19 protein-coding genes are annotated in these 19,775 nt (G+C 62.6%); 9 read left to right on the top strand and 10 right to left on the bottom strand.

Annotated elements, in window-relative coordinates; genetic code table 11:
* Nucleotides 1-84 precede the first annotated feature (84 nt).
* The gene (locus tag OIS53_RS04810) at nucleotides 85-492 is read left to right on the top strand and encodes a hypothetical protein (RefSeq protein WP_264681258.1); all 408 of its coding nucleotides are present in this window, start codon (nucleotides 85-87) and stop codon (nucleotides 490-492) included.
* A gap of 179 nt (nucleotides 493-671) precedes the next feature.
* On the opposite strand, the gene OIS53_RS04805 is transcribed toward OIS53_RS04810, so the two are convergent.
* Nucleotides 672-1,022: a hypothetical protein gene (locus OIS53_RS04805; RefSeq protein WP_264681257.1), complete on the bottom strand. Its 351-nt coding sequence runs from the start codon at nucleotides 1,020-1,022 to the stop codon at nucleotides 672-674.
* A gap of 175 nt (nucleotides 1,023-1,197) precedes the next feature.
* Between OIS53_RS04805 and OIS53_RS04800 the strand changes: the two genes are divergently transcribed.
* On the top strand, nucleotides 1,198-1,983 hold the full coding sequence (locus tag OIS53_RS04800; protein WP_264681256.1) for a murein L,D-transpeptidase catalytic domain family protein: 786 nt from the start codon (nucleotides 1,198-1,200) through the stop codon (nucleotides 1,981-1,983).
* A gap of 93 nt (nucleotides 1,984-2,076) precedes the next feature.
* Here the strand turns inward: OIS53_RS04800 and OIS53_RS04795 are convergent, their stop codons facing one another.
* Nucleotides 2,077-2,271 (bottom strand): hypothetical protein, encoded by a 195-nt coding sequence (locus tag OIS53_RS04795; protein ID WP_264681255.1) that lies wholly within the window; start codon nucleotides 2,269-2,271, stop codon nucleotides 2,077-2,079.
* Between the two features lie 181 nt (nucleotides 2,272-2,452).
* On the opposite strand from OIS53_RS04795, the gene OIS53_RS04790 reads away from it, so the two are divergent.
* Nucleotides 2,453-3,262, top strand: coding sequence for a M48 family metallopeptidase (locus OIS53_RS04790; RefSeq protein WP_264681254.1), 810 nt, complete (start codon nucleotides 2,453-2,455; stop codon nucleotides 3,260-3,262).
* 125 nt (nucleotides 3,263-3,387) lie between these two features.
* The gene (locus OIS53_RS04785; protein ID WP_264681253.1) at nucleotides 3,388-4,314 is read left to right on the top strand and encodes a diacylglycerol/lipid kinase family protein; all 927 of its coding nucleotides are present in this window, start codon (nucleotides 3,388-3,390) and stop codon (nucleotides 4,312-4,314) included.
* Here OIS53_RS04785 and OIS53_RS04780 read toward each other — a convergent pair.
* Nucleotides 4,282-5,511 (bottom strand): metallophosphoesterase, encoded by a 1,230-nt coding sequence (locus OIS53_RS04780; protein ID WP_264681252.1) that lies wholly within the window; start codon nucleotides 5,509-5,511, stop codon nucleotides 4,282-4,284. The genes OIS53_RS04785 and OIS53_RS04780 overlap by 33 nt on opposite strands.
* 107 nt (nucleotides 5,512-5,618) lie before the next feature.
* Nucleotides 5,619-6,254 (bottom strand): LON peptidase substrate-binding domain-containing protein, encoded by a 636-nt coding sequence (locus OIS53_RS04775; RefSeq protein ID WP_264681251.1) that lies wholly within the window; start codon nucleotides 6,252-6,254, stop codon nucleotides 5,619-5,621.
* 131 nt (nucleotides 6,255-6,385) lie between these two features.
* Between OIS53_RS04775 and mtgA the strand changes: the two genes are divergently transcribed.
* Together mtgA and OIS53_RS04765 are read left to right on the top strand one after the other, a co-directional pair.
* Nucleotides 6,386-7,135, top strand: a complete 750-nt coding sequence (gene mtgA / locus OIS53_RS04770; RefSeq protein WP_264681250.1) for a monofunctional biosynthetic peptidoglycan transglycosylase — start codon at nucleotides 6,386-6,388, stop codon at nucleotides 7,133-7,135.
* 118 nt (nucleotides 7,136-7,253) lie between these two features.
* Nucleotides 7,254-7,703, top strand: coding sequence for a YybH family protein (locus OIS53_RS04765; RefSeq protein ID WP_264681249.1), 450 nt, complete (start codon nucleotides 7,254-7,256; stop codon nucleotides 7,701-7,703).
* Between the two features lie 209 nt (nucleotides 7,704-7,912).
* Here OIS53_RS04765 and OIS53_RS04760 read toward each other — a convergent pair whose 3' ends face one another.
* Entirely contained in the window at nucleotides 7,913-9,076 is a 1,164-nt protein-coding gene (locus OIS53_RS04760; RefSeq protein WP_264681248.1) for an App1 family protein, read from the bottom strand.
* A gap of 147 nt (nucleotides 9,077-9,223) precedes the next feature.
* On the opposite strand from OIS53_RS04760, the gene OIS53_RS04755 reads away from it, so the two are divergent.
* On the top strand, nucleotides 9,224-9,670 hold the full coding sequence (locus tag OIS53_RS04755; RefSeq protein ID WP_264681247.1) for a PBECR3 domain-containing polyvalent protein: 447 nt from the start codon (nucleotides 9,224-9,226) through the stop codon (nucleotides 9,668-9,670).
* 119 nt (nucleotides 9,671-9,789) lie between these two features.
* On the opposite strand, the gene OIS53_RS04750 is transcribed toward OIS53_RS04755, so the two are convergent.
* A complete protein-coding gene (locus OIS53_RS04750; protein WP_264681246.1) occupies nucleotides 9,790-10,599 on the bottom strand; it encodes a M48 family metalloprotease in 810 nt (269 codons plus the stop codon).
* A gap of 662 nt (nucleotides 10,600-11,261) precedes the next feature.
* On the opposite strand from OIS53_RS04750, the gene OIS53_RS04745 reads away from it, so the two are divergent.
* Complete coding sequence (locus tag OIS53_RS04745) at nucleotides 11,262-12,392, top strand: DNA topoisomerase IB (protein ID WP_264681245.1); 1,131 nt, start codon at nucleotides 11,262-11,264, stop codon at nucleotides 12,390-12,392.
* 264 nt (nucleotides 12,393-12,656) lie between these two features.
* Here the strand turns inward: OIS53_RS04745 and OIS53_RS04740 are convergent, their stop codons facing one another.
* Nucleotides 12,657-14,255 (bottom strand): hypothetical protein, encoded by a 1,599-nt coding sequence (locus OIS53_RS04740; RefSeq protein WP_264681244.1) that lies wholly within the window; start codon nucleotides 14,253-14,255, stop codon nucleotides 12,657-12,659.
* A 154-nt stretch (nucleotides 14,256-14,409) separates the two neighbouring features.
* On the opposite strand from OIS53_RS04740, the gene OIS53_RS04735 reads away from it, so the two are divergent.
* A complete protein-coding gene (locus OIS53_RS04735) occupies nucleotides 14,410-16,017 on the top strand; it encodes a hypothetical protein (RefSeq protein WP_264681243.1) in 1,608 nt (535 codons plus the stop codon).
* Nucleotides 16,018-16,192: 175 nt separating this feature from the next.
* Here OIS53_RS04735 and OIS53_RS04730 read toward each other — a convergent pair whose 3' ends face one another.
* The 3 genes from OIS53_RS04730 to OIS53_RS04720 form a co-directional block, all read right to left on the bottom strand.
* Nucleotides 16,193-17,686 carry an exonuclease domain-containing protein gene (locus OIS53_RS04730; RefSeq protein ID WP_264681242.1) on the bottom strand — a complete coding sequence of 498 codons (1,494 nt, stop codon included), beginning with the start codon at nucleotides 17,684-17,686 and terminating at the stop codon, nucleotides 16,193-16,195.
* 162 nt (nucleotides 17,687-17,848) lie between these two features.
* On the bottom strand, nucleotides 17,849-18,319 hold the full coding sequence (locus OIS53_RS04725; protein ID WP_264681241.1) for a ferritin-like domain-containing protein: 471 nt from the start codon (nucleotides 18,317-18,319) through the stop codon (nucleotides 17,849-17,851).
* Between the two features lie 137 nt (nucleotides 18,320-18,456).
* Entirely contained in the window at nucleotides 18,457-19,647 is a 1,191-nt protein-coding gene (locus tag OIS53_RS04720) for an AI-2E family transporter (protein ID WP_264681240.1), read from the bottom strand.
* Nucleotides 19,648-19,775: the final 128 nt, after the last annotated feature.

Below are 19,775 nucleotides of genomic sequence, written 5' to 3'. Positions count from 1 at the left end.
TGATGAGCTTGGAATTTTCTGAAGGCAAGCAGGGTTTATCCGCGTGAATCAGCTTTTACTGCCATTTTCTGCTCTTTTTCTCCTATGAGAACCGCACTTTTTACCCTATTGCTACTTGTGGGGTTGAGCACCGCCGCTCAGGCCCAAATGAAGGACCGGCACTCGGAGCGGCCGGGTACCACTGAGCCCGCCCCGGCGCGAGTCGATGAGCTAACCCGGCAGATGAGCCGGCAGCTCCGCCTCAACGAAGCACAGTACATTCAGCTCCGGGCCATCAATAAAGTTAAGTTGGCCCGCATGGATGAGATTCAGTGGGAATACCAGAATGACCCCGCCCGCCGCAACGCCCTGCTGATGGAGCTGGAGTCGCAGTACGAAAACGAGTGCAGCCGCATCCTGACGCCTTCGCAGCTGACCTTGCTTCGCGAAGAGCAGAAGCGGGACTCCGTACCAACTCAGCCCGTCAACTCTACCGAAGGCGGCATCGGCTAACACTGGTTTGCAAAACGCATATACCAAAGCCGCTTCCTGAGCTGTCAGGAGGCGGCTTTTTGCATGTTTACAAGTCAGCCAAATGAGCAACCTTTCCGGGCGTGTAAATGGTATTCGGGACTGGAATAGGAAGGTGGCGCCATACCCCTATGGCGGAGAAGGAATAGAGTTCAGCTGGCTCAGGGCTGGCCTGACACGGGCAGCATAACTTCGGTAAGCACGCCCGTAGCGCCAAAGCGGAAGATAACCCGGCCGGTGGCTACCCGCGGGTGGCCGGCCAGGCACTGAGGCCCCGAGCGGGTGTAGTAGATGTACACCTTTTCGCTTTGCTCGCTCAGCTCTTCTTCATCGGGGTGGCCGAACACGGCGTCTACGTCGCTGATTCGGGCGTCGTAGAGCTGGTCGCGCAGCTTTTCCAGCACGGGCAGCTGGCCGGCGCGGCGGCTTTGGCAGCCGTAGGGGTCCTGGCGCCACGCCTGAGCATCAAAGCCGGGCAGCTCCGGCAGGGCCCGGCCGCAGCCGGTTAGCATTGTAGCCGAGAGGAGAACCAGAGCCAGCCAACCGTACGGCTTGCCTGGAGAACGAGGAACCAGATGCACAAAAATGAAGTTAGGGCCCGGAAATAGGTAAAGCAAAAATACTATTTTTGCCTGCCTCCTCAGCACCTCCCGGAGTTTATCTGCTCCGCCACGACTTGTTCAGCCTATGCTACGTAAGCCGACTGCCGTTGCCAGCCTGCTGTTTGTGTTGCTAACCATGTGCGGCCTTAGCCCGGCCGCTTCCGGGGACGGCCGCCCCAAAAAGCCTGCCGTGGGTGCCGCCCGGCTCGCCGCCCACACCGCTGCCTTCGACCAGCACGTGCTGCTAAGCTACGCCCAGGCCGGCCTGGCCGGCACAGGCTTGCCCGTGGAGGCCTACCGGCGGGCCCTGATAGGGTACTACAGCATGCAGCAGCGCGGAGCAGTGCCCGCCCGGCCCACGCTCACCATCATCGACTTTTCCCGCCCCAGCCGGCAGAAGCGCCTGTGGGTGTTGGACGTGGTGCGGGGTCGCCTGCTGCACCACACGCTGGTGGCGCACGGCCGAAATACCGGCGAGGACCTGGCCCGCAACTTTTCCAATCAGGAAGGCTCGGAGATGAGCAGCCTGGGCTTCTACCTCACGGGCACAACCTACCAGGGCAAGCACGGCCTGTCGCTGAAGCTGCACGGCCTCGACCCCGGCTACAATACCAATGCCTTTGCCAGGGCCGTGGTAGTGCACGGCGCCGACTACGTGAGCGAGGCGTTTGCGCGCCAGCACGGCCGACTGGGCCGCAGCCAGGGCTGCCCGGCCCTGCCCGTAGCCGAAACTCCTATCGTTATCAACGCCATCAAGGGAGGAACGGTGCTGTTTATTCACGGCCCGGTTACCACGGCATACGCGTCGAGCTGGCTGAACCTGGACCAGGCCGTGCTGGCGTTTGCCCGCAGCCGCCGCCTGCTGAGTTAGCGCAGCAGATAGCCTGCTTCTTGCACAGGAAAGCCCCGGCTGCAATCAGCAGCCGGGGCTTTCCTGTGGAGAATAGCTTACTGATTCAACCCATCAGGCCCGGTCGCCGGTGGTTTTGACCAGGTTGATGCCGGCGAAGAAGAAAATAAGTCCTACCAGAAAGGGAACCAGGGAGTTGAGCTTGCTCAGGCCGAGCCCGCCAATCTGGAGGTAGCCCAGGGCGCCGGCAATGATGCCGATGATACCCAGGATGGTGAGGATGCTGCCGAAAGTGCGTTTCTGATTCATGGGAACAGGGAGTTGGGGGAAACCAAGCCCAGGGCCAGCACTGGCCCTGGGGAGAGTGAGCCTTCTAACGCGAGCAGCACGGTTGAGGTTAGCCCGGCCAGCAACCCAACCGTGCCGCTCGCGTTAGAAGGCCAGCCCCGGCCTTGCGGGCTTGTGTGGCCATTTTTCAACCCCTACACCCATGAGAGGAAATCTTCGCTACCTGATAGCCCTGCTGATGGCAGGCTTCACGCTGATATCGTACTACTGCAAACGCTCGGTGAACGAAGTAACCGGCGAAGTGCAGCACGTCGACATGACCGCCGAGCAGGAAATAGCCCTGGGCCTGCAAGCCGCGCCCGAAATGGCCCAGCAGTACGGCGGCCTGCACCCCGACCGCCAGGCCAGCGCAGCCGTGGAGCGGATTGGGCAGGAAATTGTGCAGCGCACCAAAGCGTCGCAAACGCCCTACCGGTTTCAGTTTCACCTGCTGGCCGACGAAAACACCATCAATGCCTTCGCCCTGCCTGGCGGCCAGATTTTCATTACGGCCGGCCTGCTGAAAAACCTGCGCTCCGAGGGCCAGGTGGCCGGCGTGCTGGCCCACGAAGTGGCCCACGTGGTAGCCCGCCACTCGGCTGAGCAGATTGCCAAGTCCCAGCTCACCCAGGGCCTGACCGGCGCCGCCGCCATCGGCCTGTATGACCCCGAGCGGCCCGGTACCATGGCCAGCTCGGCCGCCGCCGCCATGGTGGGCAAGCTCCTGACCCTGCGCTACGGCCGCGAAGACGAGCTGGAGTCGGACCGGCTGGCGGTGCAGTTTACGGCCCAGGCCGGCTACGACCCGCGCGCCATGATGCAGGTGATGCAGGTGCTGGAGCAGGCCGGGGGCGGCTCCCGGCAGCCAGAGTTTCTGAGCACCCACCCCAACCCCGGCAACCGGATTCAGGAGCTGGAAAGCGAGATTCAAGCCGAGTTTCCGCAGGGTGTGCCCGCGGGCCTCAAGCCCTGAGGCAGAGCTACTACCGTACCTCAATTTTGCGCATGGCCGACCTTCCCGTCGGCCATGCGTACGTATAGGCGGTAGCGGCGCTGGAATGGCGCCGCCAGTGTAGGATAGTTCTAGTTGACGTGCGTATGACGGCTGCTGCCACATCTTCCCCCGAATTGCTGCTGCGCGACATCCTGTTCGTGCTCAATCCGGTGTCGGGCGACATTGACAAGACCAAGCTGGAAGAAACCATCAGCCGCTATTGTACCGAACATGGCCGCACGGCCCGCTTCCACCACACCTGCGGCCACGACGACCTGGGCGAATTACGGGCCGCCCTGCAACAGCGGCCACCCGATGCCGCTTTTGCCGCGGGCGGCGACGGTACGGCCAGCCTGGTAGCCGAGGCCCTGGTGGGCAGCCCGATTCCGCTGGGCATTCTGCCGCTGGGCTCCGGCAACGGCTTATCCAAGGACCTGGGCATTCCGCAGGAAGTAGAAGAGGCCCTGCGGCTGGTTTGGGAGCATGAGGTGCGGGTAATTGACACCCTGCGCGTGGGCGGTAAGTTTTCGGCTCACCTGGCTGATTTGGGCTTCAATGCCGTGGTAGTAGAGGAGTTTGACCAGGGCAAGGTGCGCGGCCCGGCCGCGTACGTGCGCATTGCCACCCAAACCTACCTGAGCTACTCGCCAGCCACCTACCACGTGGAAACCGACGCCGAAACCTGGGAGGGCGCGGCGTTTATGCTGACCATTGCCAACGCCGCCACCTTCGGCAGCAACGTCATCATCAACCCCGACAGCCAGCTGGACGACGGGCAGTTTGAAATCTGCGTGATTGAGCCCTTCCCCGGCACAGCGGCGCCCGGCATCCTGTACCGCCTCTACACCAGCGGCTTCGACCGTTCCGACTATACCCGCCGCCTGCGCTGCCGCTGGGCGCGCATCACGGTGCCCGGCCAGCCCGAGGTGCTGGTACAGGTAGATGGCGAGCCGTACCACCTGCCCGCCCCGGTTGAGGTTAGCATAGCCCCGCGCAGCCTACGGGTGCTGGTGCCCCCGGCCGCCCGCTGAGGTGGGGGCTGGGGCCAGCTGGGTGGTGTTGGGCAGTTTCAGCCGAAAAACTTCGGACCCGCTGCCAGTCTCCGCGCCTGGTTCCAGGGCCCGGAGCCATACGTCGGTGCCTGCATAAAAGTCGAGGCTGAAAAAGCCTTTGTGCTCGTGCACAAACGTAGCCCGGCCACCCTTCTGCACAAAGGCCGTTTTGCTGCCCGCCCCGCTCACCAGGTAGTGCCCGCCGCGGTAGTGAAAATATTGCAGGTTGTGGTCGTGGCCGGCGGCGTAGATGATGTTGGGAAACTGGTGCAGCACCCGCAGCAGGCGCCGCCGCAGCTTGCGGTAGGGCGGGTAAGCCATATCCTCGGCGGCCCCCACCAGCTTGCGGTACAGGGGCAGCAGGGAGCCCACCAGGGGCAGGGGCACGTAGGCCTGCTTGTGGATGGTAGTCAGCGGAAACACGTGCTGCTTGGCCGTGAACTTGCCCCCGTGAATAGCATTGGAGTACAGCGGGTGGTGTCCGGCCACTAGGATCTGCTGGTGGCGGTTGGCATCGAGCAGGTTCCAGAGCTGGCGCAGGGGCTCCTTGGGGTCGGAGGCGGGGCGGGGGCCGCGCTGCACCCACCACTGGGTGTTCAGCACCACCAGCAGCAGCCCTTCGGCCAATTGCAGGCTTGCGGGGCCGGGCGTGCCGTCGGGGGGCAGGTAGTGAGCCGTGGGCAGGTGCTCCCGCACGAAGGCTTCCTGCTGGCGCAGGTATTCCCAGCCATCGGGGCGGCCCTTGTTCCAGTCGTGGTTGCCGCTCAGGAACACCACCCGGCCCGGAAACTGCCGCAGCACATCCAGCTGGGCCTTAAACCGGGCTTCGGCGGCCGGGCGGCCGGGGTGGCCGGGCAGGGGCAGGCCGGTGGGGTACACGTTGTCGCCGAGCAGCACCACGGTGCCGTCGGGGCCGGTTTCGTGCTGCCACTGCGCCAGCAGCTGTAGCACCGGGTCGGCGCCATCGGTGGCCACGGCGCCGGGGTCGCCGAGCAGGGCCACGCGGTGGCGGGGCGGGGCAGCGGGGGGCGGCTGCTCGGCCCAGCGGGCGTGGGCCGGGGCCACGTAGGGCTGCCGCCGGTACTGCCGCTCCTGCCAGTAGCGCCGCAGCAGCCAGGCCGTGAGCAGGGCCGCGCCGGCCGCCAGCAGGTAGATAAGCAACGATGAATCAGCCACAGGTCAGGCGCAAAAGGAAAGGTGAGTGTAGTACGCAAACCGAAGCACAGCGGCGGTTAACGGCCTCGGCCGGCTGAGGCGGGCGCGGCAGAAGGAGCTGCCCGGCATTAGAAGTTAGGCGGCGTCAGGTTCTTAAAATGGCCGTTAAGCCGCACCCGCTCCTTGAGCCGCTCGGTTTCCTGCAGCACGGGCAGCACCTGCTCCAGATGGCTGAGCACCAGCTGCTGCCGCTCGGCCTCCGAGGAAGTCTCCAGCACCTGGTATTCCTGCTCGGTGCTCAGGCCCAGGTGGTGGGCCACGTCGTAGACGCGGAAGTTGGGCGGCAGCTCCAGCAGCAGGCGGCGCAAACCCAGCAGGTCGTAGAGCCGCTCCACCAATTCCCGGATGTGGGCGTGCAGCAGCGCGTCGCCGGCGGGGTCGTCGGGCAGGTCTTCCACGTCGGCGCCGGCGTAGAGCTTGCCCGGTGCCTGCCGGTAGAAAGTGCGCAGGCCGACCCGGCCCAGGGCCTGGGTCCGGATGTCCATTTCGCCGTTGGGGTAGGTTTTCTCCACGGCCACCAGGCGCATTTCAGTGCCGATGGGGCTCACGGCGTTCTGCACGAAGGGCGGAATGCCAAACGTAATGCCCTCGGCCAGGCAGTCGTGCACGAGCTGGCGGTAGCGGGGCTCGAAGATGTGCAGATTAAGCTTTTCGTCGGGGTACACCACCAGGTTCAGCGGAAACAGGGCAAGCAAGCGAGTCATAGGCATACAACCGAGAGGAGCCGATAATGTACGGCCGAACGAGGAAGAAAAGGGCAGAAGCCAGCTGAAAAATCCGCTACTTTTGCCCCGAATCATCCTTTTTACCTTTCCATACGAACAGGCCCGAGCTGATGGGGATTGACTACAGGCAAGCCGCCCGCCGCGCCGGGCAAGTGGCGCTTCAGGTGGCCGCCGCCCTGTTTCTGACGTCGGTGGCCTGGGTGCTGGTGTACCGCTGGGTGTCGCCGCCCGCCACCTGGCTGATGCTGGAGCGCCGCAGCCACCGCCCGCAAGCCAGTTACGGCGGCCTGCTGCCCGAAGGCGCCTCGCGCCGCATTCACTACAGCTTCGTGCACCTGGACGAGGTGTCGCCGCAGCTGCCGCTGGCGCTGGTAGCGGCCGAAGACCAGCGCTTCCTCATCCACCGCGGCTTCGACACCGAGGCCATGTGGAAGGCGGCCAAGCATAACTTCGGCGGCGACGGACCCATCCGCGGGGGCAGCACCATCACGCAGCAAGTGGCTAAGAACGTGTTTCTGTGGCAGGGCCGCAGCTACCTGCGCAAGGCCGCCGAAGCCTACTTCACGGTGCTCATCGAGCTGCTCTGGGACAAGCGCCGCATCATGGAAGTGTACCTGAACGTGGCTGAAATGGGAGACTGTGTTTTCGGAGCCGAGGCCGCGGCGCAGAAGCACTTTGGCCGCCCGGCCCGCAAGCTCACCTCCGCCCAGGCCGCGCTGCTGGCCGCCGTGCTGCCCAACCCGCTGAAGTTTCAGGCCGGTAGCCCCGGTCCCCAAGCCCGCGCCAAGCAGCGCCGCGTGCTGCGCAACATGCGCCGCCTGGGCGGCACGGCCTACGTGCGGGCATTGCTGGAGCAGTAGAACGCCAACAGTCGGCTTGCCGATTTAGACTTTAGCAAGGCAAATAGCTCACCTGGCCTGAAATAGCCTTTCCAATGCCTTTGGCTTCGGAATATTCTGGCAGCGTCTATCTTCCGGCATGAAACGTCCGGCTCTACTTCTACTACTCCCAGCCGCCCTAGCGGCCTGCGCCCCGGCCCGTCCGCAAGCCGCCGACCCAGCCGCCACGCGCCGCGACATAGCGCAGGTGCTGGCCATCCAAACGGCCGCCTGGAACCGCGGCGACGTGGCCGGCTTCATGCAGGGCTACTGGCAGAGCGACTCCCTGGTGTTTATTGGCAAAAGCGGACTTACCTACGGCTGGCAACCTACCCTCGACAACTACCGCCGCAGCTACCCCAGCCCCGCCGCCATGGGCCAGCTGGACTTCACGGGCCTGCGCATTCAGCCGTTAAGCCCTGATGCCGCGCACGTTATCGGCCGCTGGCACCTGGCCCGCCCCACCCAGGGCGACCTGCAAGGCCATTTCCTGCTCATCTTCCGTCGTATCAACGGCCGCTGGGTTATCGTCGCCGACCATTCGAGTTGAGGTGAGGAGGGGTTGGGGTGAGGAGGTGAATAGTGACAAGTGACAGGTGACCGTCATGCTGAGCGCAGCGCAGCGGAGTCGAAGCATCTCTCCCGCTTCGTTGCAAATGGGTGCTTCGTTGCTGATGATTAGAATTAGCCAGCGGGAGAGATGCTTCGACTCCGCTGCGCTGCGCTCAGCAGGACGGTCCACTTGTCACCTGTTACCTGTCACCTGTTACCCATTACCTCATCACTCTCCTCCGCCGTCTCATCCTTCCGTTTGTCCTCTTCTACGGCCGGAATGGCTTCCTGGAAGATGAGGCCAGTGCGGGCGGCATGCTCGGCGGCTTGCACGGTGTCTTGCACCAGCAGCATCTCCACCTTGTCGTCGCGTAGGTCCTCCGATACCTGTTCTACCAGCACAGCCCGGTCGGGGCGCAGCACGTCGCGGATGTAGATGGCCAGGATGCGGCCGGGGTGGCGGCGCACTACTTCGCGGTAGATGTTGGCGTCTTCCTGGCCCGAGTCGCCGATAAGCACAAAGGGCAGGGTGGGATAGGTGAGTAGCAGGTTTTCGATTTCCCGGAGCTTGTGGCCGTGGTGCTCGGAGGCGTCGCCGGTCTGCTTGCGTTTCAGGGTCATGTCGCGCAGCAGCAGGGGGCCGGGCGGGATATCGTTCAGCTGGAGAAAGTCTTCCAGCAAATCGTACAGGTTCCAGGGCGAGGAGCTGACGTAGAAAAACGGGTTGTTGCGCTTGCCGTTGCGGCCCAGCTGGAGCTGGCGGTAGAACTCGGCCACACCCTTAAACGGCAGACGGGAGCGGGCATTACGCAGCAGCACGATGCGGGCCATGCGCAGCAGGTCGGTAGCCGAGGTCTGGATAACGGTGTCGTCGAGGTCGGAGATGATGCCGTACTCGGCGTCGGGGGGCGGGATGAGCACCAGAGCCTGCCCGCTGAGCCCGGCCGGCGCGGGCAGGGGTGGGGGAGTTTGCTGCACCAGTACTTCCACGGGGTACCAGAGGTAGTCAATGGGCTCGGGCAGCTGCCGGGGCTGGAGGTTGAGCGTGAAGTAGCCTTCCTCGTCAGTCACCACGGTGTGATCGGTGCCGTCGGCGGGGCGCACGCGCAGCTCGGCCCCGCTGATTTCATTGCTGTCGAAGCGCCGGTACATGTTCAGCAGATTTTGCCAGCGCGAGGCATCGGCCGCGGGCTCCTGCACTCCTCTATCGGTGAGGAGGCGTCCTTTCACGTACAGGCGGCTGGCAGTGCCGTAGCTGCGGTAGGGTACCAGCTGCAAGGGGTGCAGCAGCCCCAGCCGGGCCCGGCCGCGGGTGAGCAGCTCGTCGGCCCGCTCGGCCCAGCTGTTGAGTTTATCGAGGAGAGAAGACATGCGGCAAATACGCGACAATAGGGCAAATTGATGCTAAGAAATAAAAGCTGATATTTTGCCAACGACTATGCGATACGCCAGTTATGGCTCGAAAACAAGGGTATAGAGTGTTCCTTATTTTCTCTGAAATAGGATTTTCTTAACTAAATGCATCAAGAGTTCCAAACCATTCAAGAGTTGGTAGAATACGCTTTACAAGATGGGCCTCAGGACAAAGGCATGTATACCTTTGGTCATGTATCACAGCAGCTATCAGACACTATTTGGGAGGCCACTGGAAAAAGCGTACACCAGTACCAGATTACCATTAATAACTCAGCTATCCGGCACACAATCAAGCAGCATGGAGGAAGCAGGGAGCGGTTGCGTGGCCAAATACCTGTTGAACCAGATGATTTTTTAGTTCTTGAAGAAGGCATCCTAGCTCCTCAGCAGATCTATGACGCCGGGCAAAAACCAGGGCAGGAGGTTGCCAGCCTGAAGTTTGTTCTTGTTACTGCATCAGGGAACGTTATACTGAACGTCCATCCGGGCAAGCGGCGTCAGTATTTGGCTGTTAAGACCATCCACAAAACAAAAGGCCAGTCGCAGTAGCGGCTGGCCTTAGCGAGTGGCGATGGATGCACCGCGCCGAAGCACGTCCTCCTCTTAAGCGTCCGAAACGGACCACTCCTTTTGCCCAAATGTATAGTGTATATCCAGAAACAGTTTCACTACAGCGCCGCCTTCAGTTGATTAAACGTGTCGCTGGAAGCGGTGCGCTGGCGGCAGTTCAGGGCATCGGCTTTGGTTTGGATGTCCTGGATGCGGGTGCCGGGGTTGGGGTGGGTGCTCAGGAACTCGGGCGGGGCGGCCTGGCCCTGCTGCTCGGCCTTGATGAAGAAGCCGGCGGCGCCGTCGCAGGGGTAGTGGTTGGTGCCGTTCAGGTAGATAACCGAATACTCATCGGCCTCCCGCTCATAGTCGCGGCTGAAGCTAAGCTGGCCCAGGCTGGAGGCAATCTGCACTACCTGGCCGCGGTTTTCGCCCAGCAGCAGGCTCAGCAGCACGTTGATGCCGTACTCCTTTTGCAGCAGGCGGGAGGTGTGGCGACGGTCGGCGTGGGCAATTTCGTGGCCCAGCACCCCGGCCAGCTGGCTTTCGTTGTCCAGGAACTTGATCAGCCCCGAGTACACGTAAATGTGGCCGCCGGGCGTGGCAAAGGCATTCTGCATCTGGTCGTCTTTGATGATCTTGACATCCCAGGGAAACTCGTTGCGGTACTGCAACTGGCCCGAGTTCAGCACGCGGTTCACGATTTGGCCCAGCAAGTCGTAGGCGCGCGGGTTGGCGGAACGCTCCACCAGCTGACCTTTGGCGCGGAAAGTGGAGTCGGTGGAGGCGGCGACCTTGTCGCCGAGGGCTTTGTCGTCTTCGACGGAGAACAGCAGCACGCCGTCGCCGTCTTTGGAGCAGGAAGCGGCGGTGCCCAGGGAAGCGGCCAGGCCTAGGAGCAGCCAGGTTTTACGAAGCAAACGATGCATAGAAACAGAACAGAAAAGGGGAAATGCGAAAGCGAATGGGTGGCCACCTTGAAAAAACGGTGCCAAAACTACGGAAGCCGGTACGTCTCCGGAAGCGCGGAGTTGCTCGGCGCAGGGCCCGCAGACGTTAAAAAACGAGAAATCAGAGGGTATCGTATGCTGCGGCCTCCGGTACGCGCAGCCATACCACCGAGGTGCTGCTCCACTGCTCCAGCCTGACCCCAGGCCGAAAGCGTATGGCAAGTGAGTATGCAAAAAGCATAACTAGTTGGGTGTACGGGCCAACTGCTTGTCTCTGGCAGTCAGTTGCCTGAAGAGGGCAACTGGTTTTCCTTTTCGGGCAACTGACTGCTGAAAGAGAACAACTGATTCCTCTTTTCGAGCAATTGGTTTGGGTCCAACCCAAACCAGTTTCCCTTTTTAGGCAATTGGTTTAGGCTCTACCCAAACTAATTCCGCTTTTCAGGCAACTAGTTCGGGTTAGACCTAAACCAGCTACCTAAGAAAGTGAACTAGTTCGGGCCGGAAGGCAACCGGAGCGGGGCAGCCTGCGCGGAAGCCGGGGGGCCGTGCCCGGTCCCGGCTTGGCACCCTCCGCCGAGCTTTTGCCGTAAAGCACTGCTTACGACGGCGCCCGAATTGCGCGCTGCCCACCACTCCGTATGAGCACACTAGCCCCGCGCCCTAAAACCCGCAAAAAGAAACTCGCCCCGCTGCCGGAGGCGCACGAGCTGTACAAAGACCCCGCCCGCCAGGCCGAGCTGGCCGGCCTGCGCTACCTCGCCGACACCAAGCCCGGCCTCACCCGCCAGCCCACCCGCGACGGCAGCTTTCAGTACCTCACGGCTAAAGGGGAGCCAGTTGAAGACGAAAAAACCCTGGCCCGCATCAGCAGCTTTGTGATTCCGCCGGCCTGGACCGAGGTGTGGATTTCGCCCTCGGCCAACTCCCACCTGCAAGTGACGGGCCGCGACGCCAAGGGGCGCAAGCAGTACCTTTACCACCCGGCCTGGGACCAGGCCCGCAGCCTCACCAAGTTCAGCCGCCTGCGGGCCTTCGGGGAGAAGCTGGCCGACCTGCGCCGGCAGATGCACCAGGACCTGGCCCGCCCCGGCCTCGACAAGCGCAAAGTCATGGCCCTGGTGCTCACGCTCATGGACCAGTCGTTTATTCGCATCGGCAACCGGGAGTACGCCAAGAAAAACAAAACCTACGGCCTCACCACCCTGCGCGACAAGCACGTGCAGGTGCAAGGCAGTGACGTGCGCTTTAGCTTCGTGGGCAAGAAAGGCGTGGCCCACGACCTTACCATCCACGACCGGAAGCTGGCCCGCCTGGTGCAGAAGTGTAAGGAAATTCCGGGCCAGCACCTGTTTCAGTACTACACTCCCGACGGCCACCGCCACGAGCTGGAATCGGGCGACGTGAACGAGTACCTGCAGGAGGTGACGGGGCTGAAGCTGTCGGCTAAAGACTTCCGCACCTGGGGCGGCACCGTGAAGATGGTGGAGTGCCTGGAGGCCATTCTGAACGAAAACCCGGATTTCCCGAAAGACAAAACCATCAAGCAGGCCGTGAAGGACGTGGCCAAAAACCTGGGCAACACGCCCACCGTGTGCTCCCGCTACTACATTCATCCCCAGGTGGTCGAGCTGTTCAACTCCGACAAGCTCATCGACTACCTCCGCCGCCACGACGCCGACCCCAGCGAAAACGACCTGCTCACCCCCACCGAGCACATGGTCCTGGATATGTTGCAGGAGCTGGAGGAGCAGCTGGTCAGTGGTGAGTAGGTGAGGTAGTGAATTGTCTTGTCATTGCGAGGACGAAGGCGAAGCAAGCCGTCCTTTTCAAGGCGTAAAGCATCTGAATTCTCAAAGCCCTGACGTACGCCTCACCCCCCGGCCCCCTCTCCGAAAAGGGAGAGGGGGAGCCTGATGAAACAACAAGCCCCTGACATCTAAGCAGATGTCAGGGGCTTGGCGTATTCGGATGCTCTACGGCTTGAAAAGGACAGCTTGCTTCGTCCTTCGTCCTCGCAATGGCAATTCACTACCTCACCTCCCGGACCCGTCCCGGTCGAAGGCGTGGTAGAGGACGTGGTGCTCGGTGCGGTCTTTGGTTTCGGGGCCAGCTTCGAGCACGTTGTTCCGGCGCGAATCGAAAAAGCGGGTGCGCTTGCGCAGGCCGGCCACGCGGGAGCTGTCCTGCACGGTGTCTTCGTGGGGGCCGCCGTAGATGTCGATGAAGGGAGAGCGGCGCACCTGGCCTCGCACAATGAATTCATCCTTGCCTTCGAGGCCGCGCAGCACCACCGTGCGCGTGTCGCGCGGGTTGAAGCTACGGCGGTAAAGCAGCTGGGTACGGGTGGCTTTCTTATCGTCTTCGTCGGGCACGCGGTACACCGATACCACGGTGGCCGTGTCGTTGAGGCGCTCTACTACAAACCGCTCGTCCTGGTCGGTGCCGGCGACTAGCACGCGGCGGGCTTGGAGCTGGTAGAACTCCTCGGCGGCCTCGGGCAGGGCGTCGCGGCGGGCGCGCAGGGCCGCTTCCATTTGGGGGCCTTCCAGAGTGTATACCTCAGGTGGTAGGCCCTGGCGCACGGCCCGCCCAATCACGGCATCGGTCAGGCGCTGCTGCAAGTCACGGGCGGTGCGCTGGTAAGCGGTGCGCGGCAGGCTGGCCAGGGCCCGCTCGTCGATGAAGCGGGCGTTGCGGGTGTAGCCCTCAATGCTTTCGTAGCGCGGCCCAAACGTGCGGAACTTGCTCACCAGCCGGCTGACCACCCAGGAAATAACCCCATCATCAAACCGAAAAAACACCTGGTCCCGGTCCTGCGGAATGGGGCGCCACAGCGTGCGGCCGTCCGGCTGGGCGTAGGCAGCCCAGGTCCACTGACCCTCGTGCCGGTCCCAGTCGCCCAGCCAGATGTCGAGCAACCGCGCCCGCAAAAAAGCTTCCTCATCAATGGCGTGGCGCGGGTTGGCAAACCGCGCGGCCAGCATCCCGTCCGATTCTTCTAGCTGCTGGGCGCCGGGCAGGCGGCCGGCAATATTTTCGCGCCCTTCCATCTTTTCTTCCAGCAACACCACCTTGCCCTGCACCCGCTCCGAGGCCGGGCCCAGGCCCTGCTCATCGGGCCGCACGTAGAAGGGGCGCGGATTGGTGTGGGGCACGCCGGCCGCTTCAGCCAGCGGCGGCACCACAAAAGCCCCGTAGGGCATACCGGCCGAGGTAGCGTCGCGCACGGTGGTCAGCACAAAGCCCTGGCGCAACGCTTTGGGCAGGGTTCGGTAGGGGTCTTTGTCAATGCTGCGCAGGGCGTAGCCGCGGCCGTCGGGAGCCACCAGGGTCATGCTCGTAGTCTGAAAGCCGCCGCCCATCTTGCCAAACCGTAGCCCACCCGGCACGGCCGTAGCGGGGGGTAGCACCGGCAGCGTCACGGGCGTGGCCCAGGCCCGGCGGTAGTGAGGCCCCAGCAGCAGCCGGCCCAACGGGCCACGCTGGTAGTGGCGCCCGGCCGTGACGCGGGCGCTGTCGGCGGAGGCAGGCAGAGGGGAAGAAACCAGGCGGGCATCGGGCTGAAAGTACGACTCCCGGCCGCAGCCAGAAGCGGCCAGCAGAAGCAGCAGAAAAGAGAAGCGGTGGTTCATGCAAAGCAAAAAAGCGCAGATTGCCTCCTTCAACGCAACTGACGCGGAAAAGTCAATCCGGCCGGAGCCGGCACAACCGGGGGCCGGCGGATTGCGGTATACAGGCGGACCGGCTTCGGCTGGTGGCTCCTGCTCACTTTCTATTTCTGCCTGCGTGCTCTTTCTTTCTTCCGTGTTGCGTCCTTCGGGCCGGGTTGCTGGGCTACTGCTAAGCCCGCTGCTGGCGTGTTCGGACCCGCCCGCCGCCGCCCTGCAAGCCGGGCCGCCCCCCATCCGCCCCGATTCGACAGTGCTTGTGGCGGCCGGGCCCCAGTACCAGCGCGGCGCCGTGCACCGATTTTTCTGGGGCACCCATTACCGGGCCTTGTGGAGCCTGCCCGTCACGGCGCGGGTGTTCAGCCTGCGCACGGCCGTGCCCGGTGGGCTGACGCCGCTAAAGGAGGGCGGCAGCTTCCAGACCCGCAACCTGCGCCTGGTGAGTGCCACTGGGGTGCAGTACGTGCTCCGCTCCGTAGATAAAGATGCCACCAAAGCCCTGCCCGAAGGCTTGCAGAACGGGCCCATCGGGCGGCTGATGAAAGACCAAACCAGCGTTATTCACCCCTACGGCGCTTACATCGTGCCGCGCCTGGCCCAGGCTGCCGGGGTGTACCACACCAATCCCCGCCTGGTATATGTGGCCGACGACCCCGGCCTGGGCGAGTTTCGGCAGCAGTTCGCCCACGCGTTGTACTTGTTTGAGGAGCGCCCCGAAGGCGACCAGCGGGCCGTGCGCAGCTTCGGCAACTCGGCCCGCGTCGAAAGCTCCCGGCTGGTGTTTACCAACCTCGTGGCCAGCTCTCGGTTTCAGGTGGATGCCCGCCACTACCTGCGCAGCCGCTTGTTTGATATGTGGCTGGGCGACTGGAGCCGGCGCGAAGACCAGTGGCGCTGGGCCGCTTTCGAGGGCCGCGGGGGCCGCACCGTGTACCGCCCCATCCCGCGCGACCGGGACCATGCCTTTTTCCAGTTCGATGACGGCCTGCTCACCTGGCTGATTGCCCAGTTCCGGCCCACCTACCAAAGCTTCCACGAAACCATCCGCCTGCACAACGTGGAGGGCCTCAACCGTGCCGCCCGGCCCATGGACAAAAGCCTGCTGGCGTACCTGACGCCCCAGGACTTCCAGCAGATTGCCGACTCCCTCCGCCACCAACTCTCGGACCAGGTAATTGCCGAAGCCCTGGCCGTGTGGCCCCCGGAGGTACGGGCCCTGAGCACCGAGGAGTTTACGCGCAAGCTGCGCGCCCGCCGGGAGCAGCTACCCGCCGTGGCGGCCCGCTTCGCCGAGCTGCTGACCCGCGACGTGGAGCTACCCGGCACCGACGAGGCCGAACGGTTTGTGGTAGAAGCCGTGGCCCCGAACCAGGTGCGGGTGCAGGTGTTTCGGCGGGTAGCCGAGGGCCCGGCCCAGTTGCTGCACCAGCGCACCTACGACGCCCGCTTTACCCGCCGCCTGCGCCTGTTTGGCCTCGGCGGTAACGACCTGTTTGAACTGCGCGGCGACCCGGACCGCCACCTCGAAATCGGCATCTACGACGGCGCCGGGCAGGACGTCATCCAGGCCGATAACCTGCCCGACCGGCTCCGGGGCCGCGTCACCATCTACGACAGCGGCGACGGCAACACCCTGCGCCTGCGCAATATCCGGGCGGTAAAATACCAGCCCCCCGCCCACGAGTTCGACGGCGCCGGCTGGCTGCTCCGGCACCGGCTGTATTAACAGCCTACTGAAAACCTAGAACGGTCATGCTGAGCGCAGCCGAAGCGTCTCTACCGCGGGTAACTTCAATCGTTCAACGAAGCGGGAGAGATGCTTCGCGGGGCTCAGCATGACGGTCTGAATTTTCGTTTGGTTTTTATTAAAACCCGGTGCACAACTTGCAGCCGCCCAGGCGCTATTGAAACACCTTCACTTTATCCTTGTGCTTGGTGCGCAGGTACTGCCGGATAATCTGCTGCACATCTTTGTTGTCGTTGTAGCGGGTAATAACCTCGCGGAAGTCGCCCAGGCGGCGGGCCGAAAAGGACTCGTCCACGTAGCCGAAGCCCAGGTAGCGGCCGTTTTCCACTACTACCACGCTATTTTCGGTGGCGTGTCGGCCCGGCCCGATGACCACAAACGAGCCGTGCTCATAGGTAAACGACTCAATGGCCGCCTCCACCCGCAGATTATACTCCTCGGGCGGCTCCAGGCCCACGCAGGCGCCCTTGCAGCGGTGCACCTGGTAGTCGAAGCAGGAGCCGTTGGTTTTGTACAGGTCGCACAGCTTCTGGCAGAGGTTGAACTTGGCCACCTTATGAAACAGGAAGCCCTTGGCCTTGTACTGGTTGCCCAGCGCAATCAGCGGGTGCGACTGGGCGTGGTCGTCGGCGCGGCCGTAGTAGAGGTGCTTGTAGCCTTGCTCGTCGGTGCGCAGGAAGATGCCCGCTGGAAACACCGAGCGGCGCTGGGCCCGGTTGTACAAAGGTTTCAGCCGCTTGATTTCGTGCGACTCGTAGAGCAAAGCCACCAGCTCGGAGCCGGTTAGCTCCCAGGTGATATCGGCAATGGAGTTCTTGAACTCGATGCTCTTGCGGGACTTGTAATCGACGGCGAAATGCTGCTGAATACGCTTGTAGATGTTGATGCTCTTGCCGACGTAGATAACCTCGCCCTGCTCGTTGTGGAAGTAGTACACGCCGGCTTCCTGGGGCAGCGTGGCCATCTTTTCGGGCGTGATGTTGGGCGGCAGCAGGGCCGTCCGGATGGCCTCCTGCACGGCCTTAATCTTGCGCGCCGAGGGCAGCTTTTCCCCAACCGCCGCGCCGGGCCGCCGGCCGGCCGGCGCCGTAGCATCCACGGCGGCCAGAGTTTCGGCCGGGCTGCGGCCGGGGGCAGCCAGGTCCTCAGCCTGCTGGCTGATGCCCAGCAAGCGCCCAAACAGAATGGCCGTGGCGGCAGCGTCGCCGGCGGCGCGGTGCCGGTCGTGCAGCGGAATGCCGATGTTCTGGCACAGCTTGCCCAGGCTGTAGCTGGGCTGGCCCGGCAGCAAAGAGCGGCTCAGGCGCACGGTGCACAAGGTTTTGCGCGAGTAGTTGTAGCCCAGGTCGGCAAACTCCTTTTTCAGAAAAGAATAGTCAAACCGGACGTTGTGCGCCACAAACACGCAGCCCTCCGTCAGTTCCACAATCTTGCGGGCCACCTCATGAAACTTGGGTGCCTCGCGCACCATGTCGTCGGTGATGCCCGTGAGCTGGGTGATAAAGAAGGGAATCGGTCGGCCGGGGTTGAGCAGCGTGCTGAACTCATCCACCACCTTTTCGCCGTCGTGAATGTAGATGGCTATTTCGGTGATGCGGTCCTGGGTGGGCTGGCCCCCGGTCGTTTCAAGGTCGACGATGGCGTACAAAAGCGGCAGAGAATCGGGTAACGAGATGAGCTAATGTAAGTAGTAACAAAGATACCGGTCCGGATGGTTGCAGCGGCCAAAGCAGGGCAGTACTAGTCCGTAACCCCACAAAAAAAGACCCGCCAGGAAGCGGGTCTTTTAACAAGTGATGCGCTAAAAAGCTTAGCGGGCACCTTTTTGCTGCGTAATCCAGTTTTTGGCTTGCAGAATTTCGCCGTGCTGCTTTTGCAGTACGTTGCGAGCCTCAGCCGGCAGCTCTGCCGACTTCAGCGCCGTTTCGTACGACTGCAAGGCTACGGCGTCGCCGGTTTCGCACTCGCCCAGGATGGCCGAGTCGTCTTGGCCCGTAATGGCCGATTTGATGTTGATCCAGCCGCGGTGTACGGCGGCAGCGGCGTCGGCCACCAGGCCTTCTACCGTGGTACCGTCTTCGGCATTGATGCCGTACTGCCGTGCGTGCTGGCTGAGTTCCGAAGCAAACTGGGCGCGCTGCTGGCTCAGCTGGCTGAGCTTCGATTTGAGGTCGGGGCTGCTGATGCCTTCAGCCGCTTCCTGATAGCCTTTAGCGGCCGTTTTGTTGATTTCTACGAGGTCGTTGTACGCGCGGGCGGTGTCGCCGGAAATAGCTGCCATAACTAGAAGGAGGTTAGGTGGTGGTTCAAGGCAGTATGCCGCCAGTGCAGCGGCAACCTGGGCTTTATACCGTTCCGCTCCGGTTGGGGTTACTTGGCGGGCAGTACAAAATTCGGGCAGCCACCCCGCAGGCCGGTCTATTTGGCCGCTACTTTGCCCAGCATCCGGTTCCACAACCGATGCACAAAGCCCGGCCGCTCGTTGCCGGGTTTGGTGGAGTCTTCGCCCTCAGCTGTGTCGCCCAGCAAAAAACCCCAGGGCTCGGTGGTCTTGTTAGCGTCAAGCACCACTTTAATTACGGCCACCAGCGGAATGCTCAGAATCATGCCCGGCGTCCCCCACAGCTCGGCCCCCAGAATCAGGGCCAGGATGGCAGCCAGCGGGTTGATGCTCACCGAGGTGCCGGTAATCATGGGCGTAATGAAGTTGCCCTCCAGAAACTGCACTATCACAAACACGCCCACCACCAGCGCGGCCTGTACCACCGAGCCCGTTTCAACCAGCGTAACAATGGTGGGCAGGGCCGCCCCAAGCATAATGCCGATGTAGGGAATGATTGCCAGCACCGAGGCGAAAATGGCGAAGAACACCGCAAACTTGACACCCAGGGCCAGCAATCCAATGGCGTTGAGCACGGCCACAATCACAATCACCTTCACCAAGCCCGAGATATAGGCCTGTACCACGGTCTGAATGTTATCCACGGTGTGCAGCACGGCCGTGCGCTTTTCAGGGTTCACAAACCGGAACATGAACTGCCGCAAATGGTCGCGGTACAGCAGCAAGCAGAAAATGTAAATCAGCACCTGGGCCAGGTTGCTCAGCGTGGCGGTAGTGGTGTTGAGCGTAGTGCCCAGAAATGTGCCGCCCGACTTTTTCAGGGCATTTACGGTCGAGTCCTTCAGTTCTTCCAGGCTCATGGGCTGGTAGCCAAACCGGTCGTGGGCCCAGCGCTGGCCCTGCTCAAAAAACTCTATCAGCTTGGTTTGAAGCTTGGGCAGCTCGTCTTTGAAATTGGTAAGCTGGGACCCGAAAGCCAGGATAATGCCCGCAATGATGAGCAGCAACACCAGCAAGCACACCGTAATAGCCAGTACCCGCGGCACCCCCTTTTGCTCCAGCCACCGGCACAGCGGCAGCAGCAGCAGCGTAAACAAGGCCGAAAACAGCAGCGGCAGCAGAATGTCGTCGAGGACGCGCAGGGAATACACCAGCAGCACAGCGCCCACCATAAAGAAGGCAAACTGCACGATGGGTTCCTGTTTTACCTCGGGCTTGGTTTTGGGGGCAGTCGGTGGAAGATGATGTTGAGTACCGGGAAGTCGCATGTTGCTAATGAAGTTAGTAGTAGCGGGCGTGGGAAGGAAACGAATGGAGTGCGCTGAGCTGGCTATTTTCCGGGAACCAAGCCTGATGAGGTTAGGTTGAGAAAGAAGTTTTTGCTAACTTGGCTAGC

The sequence above is a fragment of the Hymenobacter sp. YIM 151500-1 genome, assembly GCF_025979885.1.
In the GTDB taxonomy this organism is placed as follows: Bacteria; Bacteroidota; Bacteroidia; order Cytophagales; family Hymenobacteraceae; genus Hymenobacter.
This window is presented reverse-complemented; position numbering and strand designations above follow the sequence as displayed.